Annotated in this window: 20 protein-coding genes and 1 other annotated feature; of the genes, 2 read left to right on the forward strand and 18 right to left on the reverse strand. The window is 41.7% G+C overall.

Annotated elements, in window-relative coordinates; genetic code table 11:
- The first annotated feature begins 4 nt into the window (after nt 1-4).
- Both B7708_RS03135 and B7708_RS03140 read left to right on the forward strand, forming a co-directional pair.
- Complete coding sequence (locus B7708_RS03135) at nt 5-2278, forward strand: Xaa-Pro dipeptidyl-peptidase (RefSeq protein ID WP_084973693.1); 2274 nt, start codon at nt 5-7, stop codon at nt 2276-2278.
- A gap of 16 nt (nt 2279-2294) precedes the next feature.
- Nucleotides 2295-2765 (forward strand): arginine repressor, encoded by a 471-nt coding sequence (locus tag B7708_RS03140; protein ID WP_001043006.1) that lies wholly within the window; start codon nt 2295-2297, stop codon nt 2763-2765.
- Nucleotides 2766-2820: 55 nt separating this feature from the next.
- On the opposite strand, the gene B7708_RS09920 is transcribed toward B7708_RS03140, so the two are convergent.
- The 18 genes from B7708_RS09920 to B7708_RS03225 all read right to left on the reverse strand — a co-directional run bounded on the left by B7708_RS09920 (nt 2821) and on the right by B7708_RS03225 (nt 22411).
- Complete coding sequence (locus tag B7708_RS09920; protein ID WP_038805106.1) at nt 2821-2994, reverse strand: hypothetical protein; 174 nt, start codon at nt 2992-2994, stop codon at nt 2821-2823.
- Between the two features lie 9 nt (nt 2995-3003).
- Nucleotides 3004-4314, reverse strand: a complete 1311-nt coding sequence (gene obgE, locus B7708_RS03145) for a GTPase ObgE (RefSeq protein ID WP_000061651.1) — start codon at nt 4312-4314, stop codon at nt 3004-3006.
- A gap of 70 nt (nt 4315-4384) precedes the next feature.
- A complete protein-coding gene (locus B7708_RS03150; protein ID WP_000863854.1) occupies nt 4385-4519 on the reverse strand; it encodes a DUF4044 domain-containing protein in 135 nt (44 codons plus the stop codon).
- Nucleotides 4520-4562: 43 nt separating this feature from the next.
- Nucleotides 4563-4754 carry a PspC domain-containing protein gene (locus tag B7708_RS03155; protein ID WP_001074503.1) on the reverse strand — a complete coding sequence of 64 codons (192 nt, stop codon included), beginning with the start codon at nt 4752-4754 and terminating at the stop codon, nt 4563-4565.
- 22 nt (nt 4755-4776) lie between these two features.
- Complete coding sequence (locus tag B7708_RS03160) at nt 4777-6093, reverse strand: glycosyltransferase family 4 protein (RefSeq protein ID WP_084973696.1); 1317 nt, start codon at nt 6091-6093, stop codon at nt 4777-4779.
- 8 nt (nt 6094-6101) lie between these two features.
- The gene (locus tag B7708_RS03165) at nt 6102-7145 is read right to left on the reverse strand and encodes a glycosyltransferase family 4 protein (protein WP_193431740.1); all 1044 of its coding nucleotides are present in this window, start codon (nt 7143-7145) and stop codon (nt 6102-6104) included.
- 112 nt (nt 7146-7257) lie between these two features.
- Nucleotides 7258-7587: a metal-sulfur cluster assembly factor gene (locus tag B7708_RS03170; RefSeq protein WP_033585983.1), complete on the reverse strand. Its 330-nt coding sequence runs from the start codon at nt 7585-7587 to the stop codon at nt 7258-7260.
- A gap of 13 nt (nt 7588-7600) precedes the next feature.
- Nucleotides 7601-8710 (reverse strand): RNA polymerase sigma factor RpoD, encoded by a 1110-nt coding sequence (gene rpoD, locus B7708_RS03175; RefSeq protein ID WP_084973701.1) that lies wholly within the window; start codon nt 8708-8710, stop codon nt 7601-7603.
- Nucleotides 8711-8712: 2 nt separating this feature from the next.
- Complete coding sequence (dnaG, locus tag B7708_RS03180) at nt 8713-10473, reverse strand: DNA primase (protein ID WP_084973704.1); 1761 nt, start codon at nt 10471-10473, stop codon at nt 8713-8715.
- A 197-nt stretch (nt 10474-10670) separates the two neighbouring features.
- On the reverse strand, nt 10671-11429 hold the full coding sequence (locus B7708_RS03185) for an ABC transporter ATP-binding protein (protein ID WP_084973706.1): 759 nt from the start codon (nt 11427-11429) through the stop codon (nt 10671-10673).
- A complete protein-coding gene (locus B7708_RS03190; protein WP_084973708.1) occupies nt 11426-12292 on the reverse strand; it encodes an ABC transporter permease in 867 nt (288 codons plus the stop codon). The genes B7708_RS03185 and B7708_RS03190 overlap by 4 nt, the downstream gene beginning before the upstream one ends.
- Before the next feature lie 65 nt (nt 12293-12357).
- Nucleotides 12358-13353, reverse strand: coding sequence for a tryptophan ABC transporter substrate-binding protein (gene trpX, locus B7708_RS03195; protein ID WP_084973710.1), 996 nt, complete (start codon nt 13351-13353; stop codon nt 12358-12360).
- A 113-nt stretch (nt 13354-13466) separates the two neighbouring features.
- Nucleotides 13467-13683, reverse strand: a binding site (T-box leader).
- 95 nt (nt 13684-13778) lie between these two features.
- Nucleotides 13779-16475 carry a phosphoenolpyruvate carboxylase gene (gene ppc / locus B7708_RS03200; RefSeq protein WP_084973712.1) on the reverse strand — a complete coding sequence of 899 codons (2697 nt, stop codon included), beginning with the start codon at nt 16473-16475 and terminating at the stop codon, nt 13779-13781.
- A gap of 23 nt (nt 16476-16498) precedes the next feature.
- Entirely contained in the window at nt 16499-17722 is a 1224-nt protein-coding gene (ftsW, locus tag B7708_RS03205) for a cell division peptidoglycan polymerase FtsW (RefSeq protein WP_084973713.1), read from the reverse strand.
- Between the two features lie 189 nt (nt 17723-17911).
- Nucleotides 17912-18853: a peptidylprolyl isomerase PrsA gene (gene prsA, locus B7708_RS03210; RefSeq protein WP_084973715.1), complete on the reverse strand. Its 942-nt coding sequence runs from the start codon at nt 18851-18853 to the stop codon at nt 17912-17914.
- A gap of 65 nt (nt 18854-18918) precedes the next feature.
- Entirely contained in the window at nt 18919-19632 is a 714-nt protein-coding gene (locus B7708_RS03215) for an O-methyltransferase (RefSeq protein ID WP_084973718.1), read from the reverse strand.
- A gap of 1 nt (nt 19633) precedes the next feature.
- Nucleotides 19634-21436: an oligoendopeptidase F gene (pepF, locus tag B7708_RS03220; RefSeq protein WP_084973720.1), complete on the reverse strand. Its 1803-nt coding sequence runs from the start codon at nt 21434-21436 to the stop codon at nt 19634-19636.
- A gap of 18 nt (nt 21437-21454) precedes the next feature.
- Complete coding sequence (locus tag B7708_RS03225; RefSeq protein WP_084973722.1) at nt 21455-22411, reverse strand: competence protein CoiA; 957 nt, start codon at nt 22409-22411, stop codon at nt 21455-21457.
- Between the last annotated feature and the right edge of the window lie 20 nt (nt 22412-22431).

Here is a 22431-nt window from a genome sequence, read left to right on the forward strand (position 1 = left end):
CGCCATGCGTTTTAATCAATTCAGCTACTTGCCTGTTTCTCATTCGCAAGTTTTACGCGAGTTATCTCAGCTTGGTTTGAAGCTGGTACCAGAACAAGCATCGAAAAAACAACTTGAACAATTTGTCCGCTGGAATTTTTTCACTTATAAAAATACCGACTATCCTTTGTCCGTCTTAGCAGCAGACAAGGAGACTGATCTCCTTACCTTCTTTCAGTCAGATTGTGACCTGACTCCTGAGATTTTTTATACTGTGGCTTTTCAACTTTTAGGATTTAGCTATCTTGTTGACTTTGAGGACGCCGAACAATTCCGTAAAGAGACTGGATTTCCTATTATTTATGGAGATTTGATTGAAAATCTCTACCATTTGCTCAACACTCGAACCAAAAAGGGAAATACACTCATTGACCAGCTTGTTAGTGATGGGCTTATTGCAGAAGATAATCACTACCACTACTTTAACGGCAAGAGCTTGGCAACCTTCTCTACTCATGATGTCATTCGTGAAGTCGTGTATGTCGAGAGTCGTGTGGATACTGATAAAGACGGACTCCCTGATTTAGTCAAGGTCAGCATTATTCGCCCTCGATATGATGGACAGATTCCTGCGGTTATGACTGCCAGTCCTTATCACCAAGGCACCAACGACAAAGCCAGCGACAAGGCTCTCTACAAAATGGAAGGAGAGCTTGAGGTCAAACCTGCCCACATTATTGAACTTGAGGAGCCTGAGATTGATTTTGTCGAGCCTCATGGTCAAGCAGAAACCGTCTCTGAAACTGAAGAAAAGCTAGCTCACATCAATAGTTCTTACACTCTCAACGATTACTTCCTCCCAAGAGGATTTGCCAATCTCTATGTATCGGGTGTTGGAACCAAGGATTCCCAAGGTCTCATGACCAATGGGGACTACCAGCAGATTGAAGCATATAAAAATGTCATTGACTGGCTTAATGGCCGTTGCCGAGCTTTCACGGATCACACACGCAAACGTCAAATCAAGGCTGACTGGTCAAGCGGAAAAGTCGCAACAACAGGAATTTCTTATCTAGGGACCATGTCTAATGGTCTTGCGACTACTGGTGTTAATGGCTTAGAAGTCATCATCGCAGAAGCAGGAATTTCCTCTTGGTATAACTACTATCGGGAAAATGGTCTTGTGACCAGCCCTGGTGGTTATCCAGGTGAGGATTTTGACTCACTTGCTGAATTGACCTACTCCCGCAATCTCCTAGCTGGTGACTATATTCGTGCTAATGAAGCTCATCAAGCGGACTTAGAAAAAGTAAAAGAGCAACTGGATCGCAAGACTGGTGACTACAATCAGTTTTGGCATGACCGCAACTATCTACTCAATGCTCACAAGGTTAAAGCTGAGGTAGTCTTTACGCATGGTTCTCAAGATTGGAACGTCAAACCACTTCACGTATATCAGATGTTTCATGCTCTTCCAACTCATATCAATAAGCACCTCTTTTTCCATCATGGCGCCCACGTTTATATGAATAATTGGCAGTCAATCGACTTCCGTGAGTCCATGAATGCCCTCTTAAGCAAGAAATTGTTAGGACTTGACTCAAGCTATCAACTTCCTACTGTCATCTGGCAAGACAATACTGTACCTCAGACGTGGCAGACTCTTGATGACTTTGGCAAACAGGATAAACTGCATACATTCTCTCTTGGAACTGAAGAAAAAGTGATTCAAAACCAGTATGATCAAAAGGATTTTGACCGTTATGGCAAGACTTACCAGACCTTCAACACTGAGCTTTACCAAGGAAAAGCCAATCAGATCACCATTGATCTTCCAGTAACTCAAGATATTCACTTAAATGGTCGAGTGGAGCTGAAACTTCGTGTCAAATCAAGTACAAACAAGGGCTTATTGTCTGCTCAACTGCTAGAACTTGGACAAAAGAAATATCTACAACCTTATCCAGCTGTTTTAAGTGCTAGAACCATTGACAACGGTCGCTACCACATGCTTGAAAATCTCTTGGAACTACCTTTCACTCCAAGCGCCCAACGTGTCATCACCAAAGGCTACCTTAATTTACAAAATCGAAATGATTTACTAACTGTTGAGAGCATAGAAGCTGAAAAATGGATGGAAATCCAATTTGCCCTACAACCTACGATTTACAAGCTGAAAAAAGGTGACACACTTCGCCTTGTTCTCTATACTACCGACTTTGAAATCACTGTCCGTGATAATACAGACTATCACTTAACAGTCGATCTCACACAATCCTCCATCACCATCCCCTCATAAAAGGAGTCAGCCTCATATGAATAAATCTGAACATAGACACCAACTCATCCGTGCACTTGTAGCTAAAAATAAGATTCATACACAGGCAGAGTTGCAAGCTTTACTAGCTGAAAACGACATCCAAGTCACACAGGCTACTCTCTCACGCGATATCAAGACTATGAACCTTTCAAAGGTTCGCGAAGCAGATCATTCTTATTATGTTTTAAATACTGGCTCCATCTCCAAGTGGGAAAAACGCTTGGAAAACTATATGGAAGATGGCTTGGTCATGCTACGCCCTGTCCAGCATCAGGTTGTCCTCAAAACCTTGCCAGGCCTTGCCCAATCGTTTGGAGCTGTTCTCGATGCTCTCAATTTTAAACAAATCATTGCCACCGTATGTGGTGATGATGTCTGCCTTCTTATCTGTGAAAACGCTGAAGAAGCACAGACTTGCTTTGAAATTCTTAAAAAATTTGCGCCACCATTTTTCTTCAATGACTAAAAAATTCCCCGTGATGAATACAATCACGGGGTTTTGTTTTATCAATGTTGATAGGCTATTTTTCTTCTCTATCAGCCTTCTCATTGCCTTTTTTTTCTCGTGCCAATCGAAGAGCACGTTTAGGGTTGAGACGATTAAACAATTCTTCTAGTTTCTTTTCATTCCATACATCTGCTGCAGAAACAAAATTTCCATCTGCATCTCGGAATGATATCGGTTTATCTCCCATATCGATCTCCTAGTCTACAAATTCAAACTCAAATTTACCAATTCGTACCAAGTCTCCATCCTTGGCTCCACGCGCACGAAGGGCTTCATCAACCCCCATACCACGTAACTGACGAGCAAACTTCATGACCGATTCGTCACGGTCAAAGTTGGTCATGTTAAAGAGTTTCATGAGTTTCTCACCAGAAAGAACCCATGTCGCATCATCGTCGCGGCTAATTTCAAAGGCTTTTTCTTCCTCATCAAAGCCATAGTAAGCTTCTTCTTCCATATCAGACTCGTCATAGAGCAAGAATTCTGGTGTCTTATCTAACAATTCAGCTGTAGCATCCAAAAGGGGCGCCAAACCTTGCTTAGTCAAACCAGAAATAGGGAAGATGGCTGGTAGTTCTTCAAACTCATCGTAGTTTGCTGCCAACTTTTCCTTAAAAGTTTTTAGATTTTCCTGACTTTCAGGCATATCCATCTTGTTGGCTACAATAATCTGCGGACGCTCCATAAGGCGAAGATTGTATGACTCCAGCTCTTTATTGATCGCTAGGTAGTCCTCATATGGATCACGGCCTTCGCTAGCCGACATATCAATAATATGAAGGATGACACGTGTACGCTCGATGTGACGGAGGAACTGAGTTCCCAGACCGACTCCCTGACTAGCCCCTTCAATCAAACCTGGTAAATCAGCTACTGCAAAGGATTCACCTGATTGGGTACGAACCATCCCTAGATTAGGGACAATTGTCGTAAAGTGGTAGGCGCCGATTTTTGGTTTAGCAGATGTGATAACACTTAAAAGTGTTGATTTCCCTACAGATGGGAAACCGACCAAGCCAACATCCGCCAAGATTTTCAGTTCCAGTTGCAACTCACGTTCTTGACCTGGTTCTCCATTCTCAGAGATTTCAGGTGCAGGATTTTTTGGTGTCGCAAAACGGATGTTTCCTCGGCCACCTCGACCGCCATGAGCCACGATAAATTCTTGACCATGTTCAATTAAGTCTGTAATCACTTTACCTGTCTCTGCATCGCGTACAGTCGTTCCTTGAGGTACACGAACACGAAGGTCTTCTGCACCACGCCCATGCATTCCTTTGGTCATGCCTTTTTCACCGGATTCGGCCTTAAAATGACGGTTATAGCGGAAATCCATTAAGGTACGCAAGCCTTCGTCCACAACGAAAACAACGTTACCACCACGTCCGCCATCGCCACCCCAAGGACCGCCATTCGGGACATATTTTTCACGGCGAAAGGCAACCATACCATCGCCACCATTACCAGCCTTGACCTTGATCTTGGCTGTATCTAAAAACATACTCATATTTTCTTCTCGCTTTAAAAAGGACTGGAAAATCCAGTCATTAGTTATTGTTTCTATCTTAGCAACTTGCTTAGAATCTGCTAAAAGCTCCAAGCGCTGTCGCAAAGATACCAGCAAGGGTTACAAACAACATAATTAGCACGACAAAAAGCGTTACTTTTTCAAACATTGTTTTTTTACGTTTTCCATTATCTCCAAAAGCCATTTGGACTCCTTTTTATTTCTCTTTATTCTATTCTGATTCTCTTTTAATATTCGCTAGAAACAGGTGCAATTACCCATAAAATCAAGTAAGCAAGTACCCCTGCCCCATAACAAAAGGCAAGAACGCCCCAAATCACACGGACAATAGTAGGGTCAATATCAAAATAGTGGGCTACACCTGCGCAAACGCCTCCAATTTTTTGATCTCTACCACTTCTCATAAATTTTTTTGCCATATTTTATTCTCCTCTATTTTTACTAATCTCTCCAGTAATCTCGGATGCTAGACAACTGCTTTTTAGAAGCCTTTAATATTCGTTTAGACTCTTTAACCGGAGCTGAAACAGCCTGCTGAGGTAGGTACAAAATAGTTTTTAAGAATCGCTGTGTCATAGGCTCATCTCCACGTAGTTCCTGCTCAAATTTATTTGAAATCATCGCATCGAGATAAAACTCATGAACTCGCTTCCCAAAATTCTCAGCCGAAATCTCATACAACTTGTCAGCCAACTTCTGCTCATTCATATCTGGAGTGGCGATCAAGGCCTCCAAGATTGCACCTGCAAGATCATGCTCTCCATAGTAGAGGGTTCCAAACATTTTGTCACTGATCAGATTATCCAGATAAGGATTGCCATGAGCGATGACAGGCGTTCTACTGGCTAGACTCTCTAGATAAGTCAGGCCTTGGGTTTCACTAGTAGAAGCAGAGATAAAGAAATCAGCCGCTTTATAGTATAAGGCTGTCTCACTTGGAGCAATCATACCAGTAAAAATCACATGATCTTGGATCTGCAATTTCACTGCTTGTTCCTTCAGACTGTCCAGATAAGGGCCGTCACCTGCAACAACAAGTTTCACCTTGTCTTCTTCTTTCAATACCTCAACAAAGGCATCTAGGACTGCTTGGATATTCTTCTCATAGGAGATACGAGAAAGACTCAGCAACATTTTCTCATCTTCTTTAATCCCAAGCTTAGATCGAAGGGCTGCTAAATTCTCTTCTTTAATCTCAGGTCGTTCAAATTTAGCTAACTCGATACCAGTAGGGATAACACGCTTTTCAACCTTGACTTTGTACTTAGATAGAAGGTCCCGCACAATTTCACTAGGACAAATCACTCCATCCACATCGTGAAGGAAGCCTCGTACCAGATATTTTACCATACTTGGCCGAATCAGCATGCCCTTAGCAATGTAATGCACATAGTCTTCATACTGGGTATGGTAGGTATGAATAACTGGAATTTTCAATTCTCTCGCAATCCAAATCCCTAACAAACCAAGTGAAAATTCTGTCTGGGTATGAATGATGTCGAGTTGATACTGCTTGGCAATTTCAAGCGCCTTTGTAAAACCTCGGTAGGCAAATCGTCGATCCTTAAACGCAAAGAAAGGGACACTCGGAATGCGAATAATTTGCCAATCCTCGTATCGATTCACATCTTTATCAGTTGTTGTAAAGATAAAAACTGCATGCCCTTGCTTCTCAAGCTCAGTTTTCAAAGTCCGAATACTAGTCGCGACCCCGGAAACTTGAGGGAAATAGGTATCTGTAAATAAACCAATTCGCATAAATTACCTCACTTTTTGCCCAAAGCAGCCTGTTCTCGATAAAATTTTAACCAGATTTCCAACAAATGCTCCTCAGAGTACTCTTTGGAGATCTCGCGAGCTTTTTCTTTCAAGTCTTTCAACTTTTCAGGATGATCTTTGTATTCGAGAATGGCTTCTCTCATCTCTGAAACATCACTTGTAGCACGATAATTTCCTTCGAGAATAACCTTGTATAGATCTAAATCCCTCAACATAATCGGCGCCTCGCAACTTGCCGCCTCTAAGATGGTCATAGGGAATAATTCGTTGTAACTTGGTAGCAAGAACAGATCCGCCATAGCGTAAAGTTCCCGCATCCGTTCCGGTGACACAATTCCGGGGAAAATTAGATTTTTAGGTGGATTGTCCATGATTTTTTTATAGCGTTCATAACCATCTGTTATTCCACCAAATGAAAAACCACCAGCCCAGATAAAAGTAATTTCTGGCAATTCCTCAGCAAGACGGATAAAATCATCAATCCCTTTACGTTTCTGAACCTGACCTGCACCGACAACAACAAACTGATTCTCAGCTAAATCCATTTCCTGACGAAGTTTTGCTACTTGGTCAGCTGGCAGTGGATGCCATTTTTCTTTATTTACAAAGTTTGGAATATAAGTTACTTTTTCACGAGGAATACCAGCTGCCACCAAATCCTCGATAAACATGGGATTGACCACCACCAAGTGTTCCATTCGATTGTAAAAGGAAAAAACATAGCGTTTGATAATTCCCTTTAAGAAAAATGGAATTTTCAAGCTTCCCTCAAGCGTATCAGGCAAGAAATGCACATAGCCAATTTTTCTCCCAGATCGCTTCTTTTGGAAAGTAGATAAATAATAAGGGAAATCAATGGTGTGAAAGTGGGTTACATCGGCCTCTACAGGAAGATTCTCCGTAACAATCAACTGATCTTGGGCATCACGATGTAGGAGACGTACCAATTCACGGTAGGCTCCTGATACTCCTTGACCAGCTACTTTTTCACTTGAACTTAGCATATTGACACGCAATTTTTCGTTTTCCATACCATTCATTATACCATTTTATTTCCAGAAAATCAGCAAAAGAAAGAAGAGACCAGAGGAAAAAGAGGAATTTACCCTATTTTCCAATCGTCTCTCACATTTTTCTTACTCTTTACTTAATTCCTAGGGCGATACGCGCGTATCGGCTCATTTTTTCAACTGTCCAAGCTGGATACCAGACCAATTTAACCTCGGTATTGGTTACCTCAGGCACATCTGTCATCGCATCGTGTATCTGGTCTGTCAAAAGGTCAGCCAGTGGGCAGCCCATGGTTGTCAAGGTCATATCAATTTCAGTGTGACCTGTCTCACCATCAAAACGAATTTCATAAATCAAACCTAAATTGACAATATCAATCCCCAACTCAGGGTCGATGACTTCTTCCAAGGCATTTAAAATACGTGTTTTAATAGCCTCAATTTGCTCTTCTGTATAAGCCATGTTCATCCTCACTCTAATCTTCAATAAAATCACGAAGGGGCTTGCTGCGACTTGGTTGGCGCAATTTTCTCAAAGCCTTAGCCTCAATCTGACGGATACGTTCACGAGTCACGTTAAAGACTTTACCAACATCTTCAAGAGTACGCATTTTCCCATCGTCCAAACCGAAACGAAGGCGCAAAACGTTCTCTTCACGGTCTGTGAGAGTATCCAAGACTTCATCCAACTGCTCACGCAAAACGATACGAGTTGTGTAGTCCACTGGATTTTCAATCACTTCGTCTTCGATAAAGTCCCCAAGATGGCTATCGTCCTCTTCACCAATCGGTGTTTCAAGAGATACTGGCTCTTGGGCGATCTTCAAGATTTCACGCACCTTGTCAGGTGTCATATCCATTTTCTCAGCGATTTGTTCAGGAGTTGGATCTTGGCCCAATTCTTGAAGAAGATTCCGCTGTTCACGGACAAGCTTGTTAATAGTTTCCACCATGTGAACAGGAATACGAATGGTACGAGCCTGATCAGCGATGGCACGAGTGATCGCCTGACGAATCCACCAAGTTGCATAAGTAGAAAACTTAAAGCCTTTTGAATAGTCAAACTTATCAACCGCCTTCATCAAGCCCATGTTTCCTTCTTGGATCAAATCAAGAAACTGCATACCACGACCTACGTATCGCTTCGCAATCGAAACTACCAAACGAAGGTTGGCTTCTGCAAGACGCTGTTTGGCTTCGATATCACCAGCTTCAACAGCTAAAGCTAATTCTTTTTCTTCTTCGTTGGTCAAGAGAGGAACGACCCCAATTTCCTTCAAATACATACGGACAGGGTCATTAACCTTAGCAGAAGTTGAACCAATCAAATCCTCATCACTGAGCTCTGGCTCTTCTTCTGTGCTAAGCACACGCGCACTTGGATTTCCTTCGTTATCTGTGATAGAAATTCCAGCATCCTGAATCCGTTGCAAAAGGTCTTCAATGCCGTCTGCATCAAGGGTAAAAGGAATCACCAGACTTGAGTTGATTTCATCGTCTGTTGCTGTTCCTGTTTTTTTGTGGTTACGAATAAAGTCTGCTACTTGCACATCAAATGTAGTTACTTCTTTTTGTTTTGTTGCCATTATTACTCCATTCTTCTCTTTTGGGAAATCAATCGTTGCAATTCTTCCAAGGCTGTGTCTGTATCTCCTACATGACTAGCTTCCTGCACTTTCTTTTTAATTCTTAAGTTGTCCTTGCTGAGGAGGGCACGGTTTCGAGTCGCTTCGACTTCAGAAAGTTCTTGAGGCGACATTTCAGCTGGCAAATCTAAACTAAGCACATGGTACCAAGCATTTTCAACCTCAGGAGTCTGGTGAGAAAGTTCCTCTGATCCGATTTGTCCCTCTACACTTAATAATTCGTAAAGAATCTGAAATTCTGGGGTATCAAAGAAAAAATCTTCTCTTAATCGGTAGTCATTTAACACAACTGGATTTTCAGCCATCCTATAAAGGAGATGAGCCTCTGCTCTCATAACTGCTGTCAGTTGCCGGGTCACAGGTAAACTAATCCCTACTGGTGTAAGATGTTCCTTTACCCTCTCCTGCCTTTGAACAATTCGACTTTCATTTACAATCTGTTCTACTTGCTGGTAATCAAAGGAAGGTAGGTTATCCGCCAGAATATGGATATAAGAATTCTGGGCAGTGATAGACTTTTCTTTGGCGATTAAGGGCGCAATCTTTTCAATGAACTCGATTTGCGCTTGCAAGTTATCACTATTCTCAGGTTTGAGTTGGTGAATATAGAACTCTATGGGACTGATACGTGTCTTGGTTAAGAGGTAGGCCAGATCTTCAGCAGAATTCTTTTGCAAATACTCATCTGGGTCCATGGCATCAGGTACTCGAACAACCTCCACTGAGAAGTCTTTTAATTCCTCTAGAGCCTTGGCTGTCGCTGCCTGTCCTGCCTTGTCACCATCGTAGCTGAGAACAATTTTTTTGGTAAAGCGTTTAAGGTGGTCAACATGCTCCTTGCTCAGGGCTGTTCCCATGGAAGCCACAGCATTTTCTATGCCAGCACGGTAGGCTGCGATCACATCCATGAAGCCTTCCATCAGATAGAGCTCTGTAATCTTACCTGTTCCCTTTTTTGCCTTGTCCAAATGATACAATTCGTAACTCTTGTTAAAAATTGCAGTCGAACGGCTATTTTTATACTTGGCAGTCTGACTATCCGTTTCTTGCCAGATACGACCTGAAAATGCAATAACCTGCCCCTTGTCATTGGTCAAAGGAAAGATGATCCGTCCGAAAAAAGTATCATAAAACTGATTGCCATCTGACAGATAAAACAGGCCAGAATCCAATAAATCCTTTTCCTCAAACTTGTCAGCTAAACGTTGGTAGAGATAGGTTCTCTCTGCTGGAGCTAGTCCAATCTGGAAGTGCTTCAGAACATCATCTGTCAATCCGCGTTTGTAGAGATAAGCCCTTGCTTCTTCTCCCATCTTTGTCGTCATGAGGATGGCATGGTAAAAACGGGCAGCTTCTTCATGCATATCATATAGAGCTTGATGAGGGGAAGCTTGTTGGGGACGAGACTGAACAGGCATAGCTAGTTGAATACCGACGCGCTCTCCTAAGAGCTGAACGGCTTCCATGAAGGACACGCCTTGGTATTCTTCGATGAACTTAAAGACATCTCCTGAGCGCCCACATCCAAAACAGTGATAAAACTGCTTGTCTTCCACAACGTTGAAAGAGGGGGTCTTTTCACCATGAAAAGGACAGAGCCCTAAATAGTTCCGTCCAGCCTTTTGTAAAGAAATTACATCACCTATGACTTCCACAATGTTGGCATTGTTTTTGATTTCTTCAATGACTTGCTTGTCAACCATACACAATACCTCCATGTTATCATAGTTTCACGTAAACTAGTATAGCTTATTTCTGAAAAAAAGTAAACCATTTCATACGCTTTCCGTAATTCTCTTTGCCTTATTTTTCTAGATAGAAAGAGGAGATAAAAAAACTCAGAAACACTTTAATGCTTCTAAGTTTCTCTTCTCTATTTTTTGATGATTATTTAACTCATCTATTCAAATAATTGATAGTAGTCTGAAATTTTCATCTTAGCTTTTTCTTCTTTATTGAGGTCTTGGATGATACGTCCTTCCTTCATGACAATCAGACGATTGCCATACTTCAGTGCGTCCTCCATATGGTGGGTAATCATCAAGGCTGTCAGATGATCCTTGCTAACAAAGTCATCTGTTAACTCCATCAAGGCCACACTTGTTTTTGGGTCAAGGGCTGCTGTGTGTTCATCCAACAAGAGCAACTCTGGTCGTTTCAAGGTTGCCATCAAGAGACTCAAGGCCTGACGTTGTCCACCTGATAGAAACTCTATAGGGGTGTCCAGATGTTTTTCAAGGCCATTTCCCACTTTTTCAATGGTAGCCTGAAACTCTTCCCTATGGCTTGAAAGTCTTCTAGGAAGGAGTCCTCTCTTCTCACCACGAAACTTGGCAATCAAGAGATTTTCCGCCACCGTCATACGGGGAGCCGTACCCATCTTAGGATCCTGAAAGACACGAGACAAGTACTTAGCCCGCTTTTCAGGTGAAAAATGCGTCACGTCCTCGCCCATGATACGGATACTTCCACTTGTTAAAGGTAAGGTACCTGCAATAGTGTTAAAAAGCGTTGACTTCCCTGCTCCATTTCCACCTAGGATAGTAATGAAATCATGTTCGAAAATTTCAAGAGAAACATCATTCAGAATGATTTTTTCCTCGTCAAAGTCATTCGTGATGACTTTGGTGGCATTTTTTAATTCTACAATTGCTGTCATTTGCTAAACTTGACTCCTTTCAGGTATTTGCTTTTGAAGGTTGGAATCATGAGACAAACTGCCAAAATCAAGGCGCTGTACAAACGAAGATAACTTGTGTTAAATCCAAGAGCAATCACTCCCCAGACGAGGAACTGATAGGTGATAGAGCCAACGACGATGGTCATGAGGCGCTCTGCCAGAGTCAAACTCTTAAACAAAACCTCACCAATAATCAAGCTAGCTAGACCAACTACGATAACCCCGATACCTCGTGAAACATCCGCATATCCTTCTTGTTGAGCAATTAAGGCCCCTGCAAGCGCGATAATCCCATTTGAGAGAACCAAGCCCATGAGTTCCATACGTCCAGTATTGATACCAAAACTACGAGCCATATCAGGATTATCACCTGTAGCGATGTAGGCCTGACCTAGTTTGGTATCAAGGAAAAAGAGCATAAGGCCAATAACAAGAGCTACAAAGATTAATCCAGTCAGAAGTTGGTTAAGGTCTGAATCAAAAGGCAAGACATCCTGAATTTGCTTGGTTCCAAGAAGCCCCAGATTGGCACGTCCCATAATCATGAGCATGATGGAATGGCAGGAAGTCATGACCAGAATCCCTGATAAGAGGGTTGGGATTTTTCCTTTAGTATACAAAAGACCCGTCGCCATTCCAGCTAGGCAGCCCGCTCCTACTGCAGCCAAGGTCGCCAAAAACGGATTGACTCCCTGTGTTATCAAGGTTACAGCTACTGCTCCCCCTAGAGGAAAAGAGCCTTCAGTAGTCATATCAGGGAAATTCAAAATTCGGAAAGTCATAAAGATTCCCAAACCTAGAATCGCCCAGACCATTCCCTGAGAAATAATGGATACTATCATAATCTTTCACTCATTTCTTTCTTTAGTAAAAATGGGAGGAGATGTCCCCAGCTCCTCCTTTATCTTTATTCTATCACTTGTCCTGCTTCTTTTAGAACAGACTCAGGAATGGTGATACCAAGTTCCTGCGCTAGTTTTTTGTTAATCACTGACTTACCAGTTGAAAAGACATTAACTGGAGTATCAGCTGGTTTTTCACCTTTCAAAACTTTGGCAATCATTTTACCAGTAGCCACTCCAAGATCGTGTTGATCAACTACTACAGATGCTAGCCCACCTGCTTCTACCATGGCAGTAGCACTTGGGTAGATTGGTTTTTTAGCTGTTTGGTTACTTGAAACAACTGTTGAGAATGCGGATGCGATGGTGTTGTCAATTGGAACCCAAATTGCATCGACCTTGCTGGTCATAACATTAACAGTTGAAGCAATTTCGTTAGTTGAAGGAACTGCAAAGGTTTCGACTGTCAAACCTGCTTTTTCAGCATAAGCCTTGAATTCTTCTACCTGTGTTTTTGAGTTATCTTCGCTACTTGAGTAAAGAGCTCCGATTGTTTTGACATTTGGTGTGAGAGTTTTTATCAACTCTACTTGTTGTTCAGCTGGGTTATGATCTGACACCCCTGTGATGTTGCCACCTGGTTTTTTCAAATCTTTGACCAAGTTAGCACCGATTGGGTCTGTAATAGCAGCCATGATAACAGGTAGATCTTTTGTAGCACTAGCGAGTCCTTGAGCAGCTGGTGTCGCAATCCCAACAACAACGTCATTTCCATTTGCTACCAATTGTTTACTCATGGTTGCAACCTTGCTCTGATCTCCTTCAGAGTTCATAAAGTCGATTTTTACTTGGTCGTCCTTATAGCCTTCTTCAGCTAGTCCATCTTGAATTCCTTGGTAAATCAAGTCCAAGGATGGGTGACTAACAAACTGAAGGACACCAACCTTAGCGACCTTTTGCTCTTCCTTAGCTTCTGGCTTGTTCATTGAAGAATAAATCAAGCTAGCCACTACCAATACTGCTAATCCAGCGATAATTCCAATTAAACGTTTATTTTTCATATTTTTTCTCCTTTAAATCACTTGTATAATGCTCTTTTCAACAAAACAAGCGACGCCATCGTTTAAATTCCATAAGTCTCCTCCAACAAAAAAGTCCTCACACAAAAAACTTGTGTGAGGACGTCGATGCGCGGTGCCACCTCAATTATAGGGAATATCCCTATCGCTCTTTCTCGCAATAACGAGTTGCACTGTAAGGTGTGCTCACCGAATTTTTATGATTTCAAATTCTTAAGTACATTCAGCCCAATTTTCATCACTTTCATTTATCTGTTTCCACCAACCACAGACTCTCTAAAAAACGAGCATGATTACTTTCTGAATGTTTAAATTATATCATTTTTCAACTACTTGTCAAGCTTATTTTTAGAATTTTTTAAACAATTCAAAAACTTCCCCTTAAAAAAAGAGGAAGTTTGTAGATATCAGCCTGAATTACGCAAACCTGTTGCAATTCCGTTAATGGTTGTATGGATCAATCTTTCTTCGTCTGCCGACAATTCACCACGACGTTGACGTTTGATTAACTCCAACTGGATGTAGTTAAGGATATTAAAGTAAGGCATACGATAGTTTAGACTGTCTTTTAGGTAAGAGTTTTCTGCCAAGAGTTCGTCATAACCTTCGATAGCTAAAATAACGTCCTTGGTCAATTGCCATTCATCTAAAATAGTGTAATAGATGGCTTGCACTTCTTCATCTTCACAGAGCTTGGCATATTCAAAGGCAATGTTCATGTTAGACTTAGACAAGACCATGTCCACATTGGAAAGCAAAGATTGGAAGAAAGGCCAGTTTTGGTACATGTCACGGAGAATCTCAATATTCTTTGGATCTTGATCAATAAATTCTTTAAAGCTTGATCCCACTCCGTACCAGCCAGGGAACATGACACGACTTTGTGACCATGAGAAGACCCAAGGGATGGCACGCAAACCACCGATTTCTGTAATAGTCTTACGAGCGGCTGGACGCGAACCGATATTAAAGCTTGAAATAGCCTTGATTGGGCTTGACTCGAAGAAATAGTCATAGAAATGTTCATTTCCAAAGACCAAATCACGATAGATATCGTAGCTACGGTCCACCACTTGATCCATGATGGCTTCGTAACGATTTGATGTATTGGTATCACTCTTCTTCTTGGTAATCATGCGGTTAATGGCTGCAGAAACCAACATCTCAAGGTTGTAATAAGCAGCGTCTTTATTACCGTATTTGTTTCCAATCACTTCTCCTTGCTCAGTCAGACGGATACGGTCCTTGATAGACTTGAGCGGTTGAGATGTGATGGCTTCATAAGTTGGGCCACCACCACGACCTACAGTACCACCACGTCCATGGAAGAAGGTGACTTTAACGCCAAATTCATCCCCAATAGCAGTCAGTTGTTGTTGTGCTTTATAGAGAGTCCAACATGATGATAAATAACCACCATCCTTGTTACTATCAGAGTAACCAAGCATGATTTCTTGGTAGTTGTCTTTTGAAGCAATCCATTTTTTAGCCAAAGGAAGAGAGAAATATCTTCTCATGGTTTCTTCTGAGTGATCCAAGTCCTCAATTGTTTCAAAGAGGGGAACGATTTGAACACGGGCTTTTTGGGCATCCACCAAGCCAACTTCCTTGAGCATGATGGCTAATTCTAGCATATCGGACACACTGGTTGCATGAGAGATAATCGTTTGACGAATGACATTTTCGCCCAGTTTATCCTTCAACTTGCGCGCAGCTTTAAAGATAGACAGTTCTTTTTCAAGCAGTTCTGACTTTTCAGCATGAGTGGCTGAGAGGATACGAGGATCTTCTTCCAACTCTTTTAAAAGGAGGCTACATTTTTCATCTTCAGAAAGATCACTATAATGGTCGTTGATACCTGCGGATGCTAGCAATTCTGCCACACAGGCTTCATGAACACTAGAATCTTGGCGCATGTCGATAGAGGCAAGATAGAAGCCAAAGATTTCAACCGCCTGCATCAACTCTACAAATTCTCCTGAAATCAGGTACTCACCTTTGTTCTCTAATAGAGAATCTCGGATGGCCAATAAATCTTGGTAAAATTCATCTGCGGTAGCATATCTTGGATGAACATCCTTATCTTCGATAAGATAGGTCTTGGTTGCCTGCATCTTAGCTTGGATGTCAAAAAGAGCACGACGATAGAGTTCTTTTTCACGATAAATGGAATTATCTTGAGACTTGAGCGCCATCTCACGAACCTTGTCACTAACATTCACAATACTGGTTGAAAGTGAGAATTCACGATAGAGGTTATAAATCTTCTCATCGTAGTAGTTCATGATGACTTCGCACTGAGTCAAGGCTGATTTGTTGAGGGTTTCCGCTGTTACGAAAGGATTTCCATCACGGTCTCCTCCGATCCACATCCCCATTGTAATCGGTTTTGGATGTTGGAGCTCGATACCTTGTTCTTTAGCTAATTTTTTATACTCAGCCGTCAAACGTGGAACAGCATTCAGGAAAGAACTTTGGTAGTACTCCATCACGTTGGTGATTTCGTTGGTTACTTTCAATTTCTTCTCACGAATCATGTCGGTTTGCATGATAATTTCAATGTAACGACGAAGATCGGTGTGCCACTTTTCTTTATTAATCAAGCCAAGTTTGACATCACGGTACTTACGTAGGAGAGTGTGGATATGATTGGTCAAGTCCAGCATACTCTTACGTTGTACTTGTGTTGGATGGGCCGTCAAAACTGGAACTACATTCAGCTGCTCCAAAATTGCAGCCGCGTTTTCTTTTTCAGCCACCATCTTAATAGTTGTTGACAGTTTTCCTAGATAGTCTTGGTCCACATTATTTTGGTGATTGATCTCATAGGCTAAGTCCACATCCTCAGAGATATTAATCAAAAGTGGAAGGATTGAGAAATAGCGAGAAATATAGATCATTTCCTCGTTTGAAAGGCTGGTCACCAATTTATTGAGTCCTTGATAGTTTTCGCTTGTAGACAAGTCCTTCAACTGCATGATTTTATCAAAAGTCTCTGGCGCTAGCATATTTTTAGTGATGTCTTCTAACAGCTCTGTCAAAATCAAGACTTCTTCTTGGACGACGGCTTTATTGCTATAGTTTTCTAATTTTTGAAGTGACATAAACTTTCCTTTCCATTCAATCCTTATAGAGTAACAGAAGTTTGACCTTCATATTCTCTGATAAGTTTGGCACGTTTTTCACTAGCATCGATATTTAGTACAAAGGCAATGGCTACAGATAAGACTAGGAGACTATTCCCCCCTTGTGAAAGGAAGGGGAAGGTTACCCCTGTAGAAGGAATCAAACCGGAAATTCCACCGATATTGACAAAGACCTGAACCAGAATCATCCCCCCGACACCGATAGCAACCATGGAGTTAAAGGGATCCTTAGCTCGAATACCAACTAGAATGATTCTCAAAATCAAGAAGAAGAGGAGTGCCAAAATCATACCCGCTCCTACAAATCCAAATTCCTCGATGACAATCGAAAAGACGAAATCCGTATGGGCTTCTGGCAAATAACCACGTTTCTCAATGGAATTTCCTAGTCCAAGTCCAAACCAGCCACCATTCACCATGGCATAGTAAGAATTTGCAAGCTGGTGTCCAGCGCCTGCCAAGTCATTAAAAGGATTAAAGAAGGCACTGAAACGTTTAGCAACGTAACCAAATACCGGAATTTGAGAAAACTTCTCAACGCCAACAAGACGAATGACAGACAAGACTAAAATGGAACTTCCTGCTAAGAGAGTTAGAATAGTCGAGAACCAACGATAGGCAATTCCACTGACAGTGTACATAAGCAGCGACACCAAGACCAGAATGGTCGCATTTCCCAAGTCAGGGAAAATTCCCAGACTACCAATCAAAACCAGTAAAACGAAACGCCAGTCGTTAAAAGCTCGAGGCAACCACTGATTCTGAGTCAAGACTTGGAAATCATAAACAGCTATCTCATCTTGCTGTTTTGAGAATCGATGGGCTAGGTACCAAATAATGATAATCTTAAGATACTCTGCAGGCTGAATCGTTACAGGTCCTACAGAAATCCAACCGTAGGCACCATTGACGGGTGTTCCAATTAGCCGAGCCAAAGCTAGGAGAATCATCTCTACAAACATAACGATAAAAATCAAGCGTTCATTTCTTAAAAAACCAAGTTTCAGTTTATAAATTAAGGCAATCAAAACCAAACTAACTACCCAAAACATTCCTTGGTTCCGAGCTAACTGAAGAGCACTTTTCCCTTCTTGGATCAAGGTAGCACTCGTCGTTGAGTAAACAACAATTAGACCCAAAATCGATAAAAGGAGGTAAGGAATCAAAATGGAATAGTTCAATAGGTGCCTTTTACTAATTTTCATATGTCACCAATCTAATAGAAACAGAGAAAACTGTTCCTAATTCCGTTTTATTTTCTAGTTTTGATTGCTATTATACCATTTTTTCAGAAAGAAAAAAACTCTTATACTCCAATCCTTCGAATTTTGCTCTTTGGCCGAAACTGATTACTAAAAAATACAAACTTCAAGACAAAGTTTGTATTTTCTTTTTTATTCTGCTGATGAGCTACTGCTTGAGTTTGAGTCTGTACCACCAACGTATTGGGCAAAGATATTTTGGAAAACAGGATCTTTCACTTTAATATTGGCAGCTTGGAATTCTTTTCCGATAACGCTCTGAACGAAAGATGAATCGTTTTGTTTCTGAGCCAGGATGACCGTTTTCAATTTTTCTTTGTAGTCATCTAGGTTTGATGATTTTTCTGTTTTCTTGGTTAGCTTAATAATGTAGTATTGGGTACTGTAGGCTTGTGTTCCAGTCGCTGTGATAACATCAGAGATACCATTCACATCCAAGGCAAAGGCTGCCTTCTTGACTTGTTCTGGAAGTTCTGTAGAAGCTGAGTCAAAAGTGATTTCGCCACCATTTTCTTTTGTCTTGTCATCATTTGAGTTGTCTTTTGCCAACTGAGCAAAATCAGCTCCTGCTGCTTTTGCTTTTTCAAGCACTTCTTTTGCCTTGTCTTCATTATCCATACGGATGATCTGAGCTGTTACGTCTGGTGTATAAGACTCAAAAGCTTTTTGGTAAGCTTCGTCTGTCAATTCATTCTCAGCAGCCTTCTTAACTGCCAATTCGACCAACTTACTTGTGCGAATTTGAGCTTTACGAGTCTCAGGAGTCATACCCGCACGTTGAAGTACGCTGTTGTAGCTATCGCCGTATTTCTTTTGTTCCTCAGCAACGGCATCATCCACCTCTTTGTCAGTCACTTCTGAACCATATTGTTTTTCAAATACTTTTTGGATGGTCATATTAAGCAAGACTTGTTGCGCAGTTGGATTGTTTTTGACTTGTTCATAAAATTGGTGTTCAGTGACGACATCACCCTTCATGCTGATGAGGTCAGCCCCTTCAGAACTTTTTGAACAAGCAGCCAAAGTCGCTACAGATAATAATGTAATGGCTCCTGCCAATAGTTTTTTCTTCATGTTTACTCCTTTTATGGTAAGTTACCTTCTCTATTTTACTAAATTGTCTTAAATTTTTCTAAAAATTATTTACTCTCAGGAAGCTGCACATCTGCCACATTCTTTCTCAGCATGAGAATACCGTCCCCAAGTGGAACTAGAGTCGCTGTTAGACCTGGATTGTCTAAAGTTGCGTCGAAAAGTCTCTGCAAACCTTTATAAATGGTGCGTTGACCACGGCGGACTTCCATGATATCCTTGGCAATATCTCCTCCTTGGAAAATATCATCCAAAACCACCACTCCACCGACTTCCAAGTGTTTGAGGATTTCTGGTAGAAAGACGAAATACTTGGACTTGGCCGAATCCATAAAGACAAAGTCATAAGTTTCTGTCAGACTAGATAAAACATCGACTGCATCTCCCTCTAAGAGGGTGATTTGCTGACGCCTGTCAAACTGGGCAAAGTTTTCCTTGGCAAAACCAATCATCTCAGGATTACGGTCAATCGTTGTAATCTTAGCATCTGGCGCATGTTCCGCCATCAAAAGTGCTGAAAAACCGATAGCTGTTCCAATTTCCAAAATGTTCTTGGGTTGCATAGTTTCCATGAGAAAACGGAAGTAGGCGACCGTTTCATGGGGAATAATGGGAATATTTTCCTTACGAGCGAAGGTCTCCAATTCTTTCAGGGAGCCTGTCACCTGCTTTTGACGCTGGCGCATGAGTTCTACGATTTCTTCCTTGACGACGGGACGACGCATGTTATGGTTGGCATTTTTACTGTAAGACTCTACCATCTTAAGCCAATCCCAATTTTTCAACAAGGGCTTCAAACTCATTCAAGCGACGTTCAAAGACTGCAAATGCGTCATTAAGATAGTCTTCCTTCTCCATATCCACTCCCGCTTTTCTCATAACATTGAGCGGATAGTCAGACTTACCTGCCTTGAGGTAGTCGATATAGCGGTCACGATCTTCTTGACTACCATGGACAATCTTCTCAGCCAAGGCTGAAGCAGCTGCAAAACCAGTTGAATACTGGTAAACATAGTAGTTATAGTAGAAGTGTGGAATGCGTGCCCACTCGTATTGGATCTGAGGATTGTCTTCCTTGCTGAGTCCATAGTACTCTTGGTTCAAGTCAGCGTAGAGTTTATTGAGGAAATCACTTGTCAAGACTTCTCCATTTTGTTCTGCTTGGTGGATAGCATGTTCAAACTCAGCGAATTGAGTTTGACGGAAGACTGTTCCACGGAAACCGTCTAGGAAGTTATTGAGAATAGCAAAGCGCGTTGCGTCGTCTTCCACTTCTTCCAACAATTTCTCTGTCAAGATATTTTCGTTTGTGGTTGAGGCAATTTCAGCCAAGAAGATAGAGTAATCCCCGTAAACATAAGGCTGGGTTTCTCGGGTATAGCTTGAGTGCATACTGTGACCTGTCTCATGGACAAGGGTAAAGAGATTGTCTAGATTGTCCTGCCAGTTTAGAAGCATAAAGGCATTAGTATCATAAGAACCACCAGAGTAGGCACCAGAACGCTTGCCTTGGTTTTCATAGACATCAATCCAACGCTCGCTGAAGGCACGTTTAACACGGCTCAAGTAGTCATCTCCCAAAACTGCCAAGGCTTCTTCTGCCTTTTTCAAGGCTTCCTCATAAGTAAAGCTGTATTCTACTGAAGATAGTGGTGTGTAGACATCGTACATCTTGAGATCAGAAACACCCAAGATTTTAGAACGAAGTTCTAGGTATCGATGCAAGAGTGGCAAATGCTTGCGAACTGCTGCTACTAGATTGTCATAGACACTTTCTGGAACAAAGTTTGCTGCGAGAGCTGCATGGCGAGCGCTCTTATAGTTGCGAACTTTGGCACGGTAGTTTTGCACCTTAACATTTGTCTGCAAAGTCTTAGCGTAAGTGTGTTGGAATTGCTCGTAAGTCGCATAAAGGGCTTCATAGGCACCACGACGCACTTCACGGTTTTTAGACTCCATCAAACGGATGTAAGTACCATGTGAGAGTTGCACTTCATTGCCTTCGTCATCAAGCACGTATGGGAAGCTAATATCCGCATTGTCCAAAATAGCGAAGGTTTCACTAGCAGCGCCAAAGATTTCTCCTGCTCCAGCAAGCAATTCTTCCTCACGTTGCGAAAGAACATGGTCTTTCTTTTGCAAGAGCTTGTCAAAAAAGTGTTTGTAAACTTGGAGTTTTGGTTGAGCTTCTAGAAAAGCCACATACTGCTCTTCGCTAATCTCCATAAACTCAGGTTCATAGAATGAAAAGACTTGTTCTAACTGACTGTATAGAGTCATTGCCTTAGCATAGTACTCTTGATACTTGGCTTCACGCGTGTCCTGGTCATTTTTCATATGTGCATAGACATAAAGCTTTTCAACTTGGCGTTCCAAGTCAAGTGAGAATTCTGTAATCTCAAGCAAACTGTCTGCGCTATCCAAGAGATGCCCCTCATACTGAGTTGCTGTTTGTACTTTTTCAGATAAGTCTTTCAAGGCTTCTTCCCAAGCCTGGTCTGTTGGGTAGATTGTCGAAAGATCCCATGTATCTTTTTCATTTATTTCATGTCGTTGTAATACCATAAGATTCCTCCATCCTTTCTATTTTACCACATTTTTTGAGAAATATAAGTGATAAAAAGCTGGTGGATAGAGCTTTTGGCGATTATTTTTCGGATTCTTTTGATAATAGGCCTGAAAATTTCTATAATAGCTAGCCAAATCCGTTTCAATCTGCAAAAAATCACCCGATTCTATCGGCTTGACTTGAGGATACCAGTCGTCTAGTTGACGGTTTAATAGATTGTCTCCTTGATGATAGGCTTCCTCCTGCTTCTTCATCCAGTAAGGCGTTTGGTAGTATAGTTGTTGGCGAATGTAGTGACAGATAGTTGAATCTTGGGCAACCGTAAAACTAGGCAGTTTTTGTTTTTGATAGGGGAATCGTAGAATTTCCAAGAGATTTCCTTGGCCATAGGGAAATTCCTTGACTTGAAAATGAAGCTTGCCACGTAGGTCCTGATGTAAAAGATATTTAAGTCTCAAAACTTGCTTTTTGAAATCTAGTTCCCAAACATAGAATCCCATATTTTGACTAAAATAGAGGAATCCCCTTTGCAATTGTGTTAATCGCTCTTTTAACCAGAGTTTTTCTCCCAGTAGCCAGATAACCTGATAGCCCTGGCTGCGGTATCCTTGACTTCTATCGCCTAAAAGCTTTTGAGACAAGGGACTGCACTGAACCTCCAGAGCTAGTTTCTCATTGACGAGAACATCCGCTATCTGCTGTATCTCGGGCAAACTATATTCTAAGGCGACCTGACTGTCCTTCTTGGCCCAGTGATAAAGGGCCTCTTTGTTGCCCATGTGTTCTGGACTTTCATTCTCGAAAATAGCGATGCAATCTCTTAACCTTTCATGGGCAAAATGCGTTCGAATACTCTGTCCTTGACGTAATCGTAGTCCGCCACCACAGGCTGGACAAGTGTAGGGCTGTTTAGTTACGTCTTTTTCGAGGGCATTTACCAAATTTCCCTTGGCATCTCTGGCTACAAACATGGTCTACCTCCTTTTCTCAT

This window comes from Streptococcus oralis subsp. dentisani, from assembly GCF_002096615.1.
Lineage (GTDB): Bacteria > Bacillota > Bacilli > Lactobacillales > Streptococcaceae > Streptococcus > Streptococcus oralis_U.

Bases quoted from the DNA above. Each gene is read 5' to 3' on its own strand.
- B7708_RS03155 (WP_001074503.1), bottom strand. From the start codon at position 4,754: ATGGCAAAAAAATTTATGAGAAGTGGTAGAGATCAAAAAATTGGAGGC.
- B7708_RS03225 (WP_084973722.1), bottom strand. From the start codon at position 22,411: ATGTTTGTAGCCAGAGATGCCAAGGGAAATTTGGTAAATGCCCTCGAA.
- B7708_RS03160 (WP_084973696.1), bottom strand. From the start codon at position 6,093: ATGCGAATTGGTTTATTTACAGATACCTATTTCCCTCAAGTTTCCGGG.
- B7708_RS03165 (WP_193431740.1), bottom strand. From the start codon at position 7,145: ATGGAAAACGAAAAATTGCGTGTCAATATGCTAAGTTCAAGTGAAAAA.
- trpX (WP_084973710.1), bottom strand. From the start codon at position 13,353: ATGAAAAATAAACGTTTAATTGGAATTATCGCTGGATTAGCAGTATTG.
- B7708_RS03135 (WP_084973693.1), top strand. From the start codon at position 5: ATGCGTTTTAATCAATTCAGCTACTTGCCTGTTTCTCATTCGCAAGTT.
- ftsW (WP_084973713.1), bottom strand. From the start codon at position 17,722: ATGAAAATTAGTAAAAGGCACCTATTGAACTATTCCATTTTGATTCCT.
- dnaG (WP_084973704.1), bottom strand. From the start codon at position 10,473: ATGGTTGACAAGCAAGTCATTGAAGAAATCAAAAACAATGCCAACATT.
- obgE (WP_000061651.1), bottom strand. From the start codon at position 4,314: ATGAGTATGTTTTTAGATACAGCCAAGATCAAGGTCAAGGCTGGTAAT.
- prsA (WP_084973715.1), bottom strand. From the start codon at position 18,853: ATGAAGAAAAAACTATTGGCAGGAGCCATTACATTATTATCTGTAGCG.
- B7708_RS03140 (WP_001043006.1), top strand. From the start codon at position 2,295: ATGAATAAATCTGAACATAGACACCAACTCATCCGTGCACTTGTAGCT.
- B7708_RS03150 (WP_000863854.1), bottom strand. From the start codon at position 4,519: ATGGCTTTTGGAGATAATGGAAAACGTAAAAAAACAATGTTTGAAAAA.
- ppc (WP_084973712.1), bottom strand. From the start codon at position 16,475: ATGTCACTTCAAAAATTAGAAAACTATAGCAATAAAGCCGTCGTCCAA.
- rpoD (WP_084973701.1), bottom strand. From the start codon at position 8,710: ATGGCAACAAAACAAAAAGAAGTAACTACATTTGATGTGCAAGTAGCA.
- pepF (WP_084973720.1), bottom strand. From the start codon at position 21,436: ATGGTATTACAACGACATGAAATAAATGAAAAAGATACATGGGATCTT.
- B7708_RS03185 (WP_084973706.1), bottom strand. From the start codon at position 11,429: ATGACAGCAATTGTAGAATTAAAAAATGCCACCAAAGTCATCACGAAT.
- B7708_RS09920 (WP_038805106.1), bottom strand. From the start codon at position 2,994: ATGGGAGATAAACCGATATCATTCCGAGATGCAGATGGAAATTTTGTT.
- B7708_RS03215 (WP_084973718.1), bottom strand. From the start codon at position 19,632: ATGGTAGAGTCTTACAGTAAAAATGCCAACCATAACATGCGTCGTCCC.
- B7708_RS03170 (WP_033585983.1), bottom strand. From the start codon at position 7,587: ATGGCTTATACAGAAGAGCAAATTGAGGCTATTAAAACACGTATTTTA.
- B7708_RS03190 (WP_084973708.1), bottom strand. From the start codon at position 12,292: ATGATAGTATCCATTATTTCTCAGGGAATGGTCTGGGCGATTCTAGGT.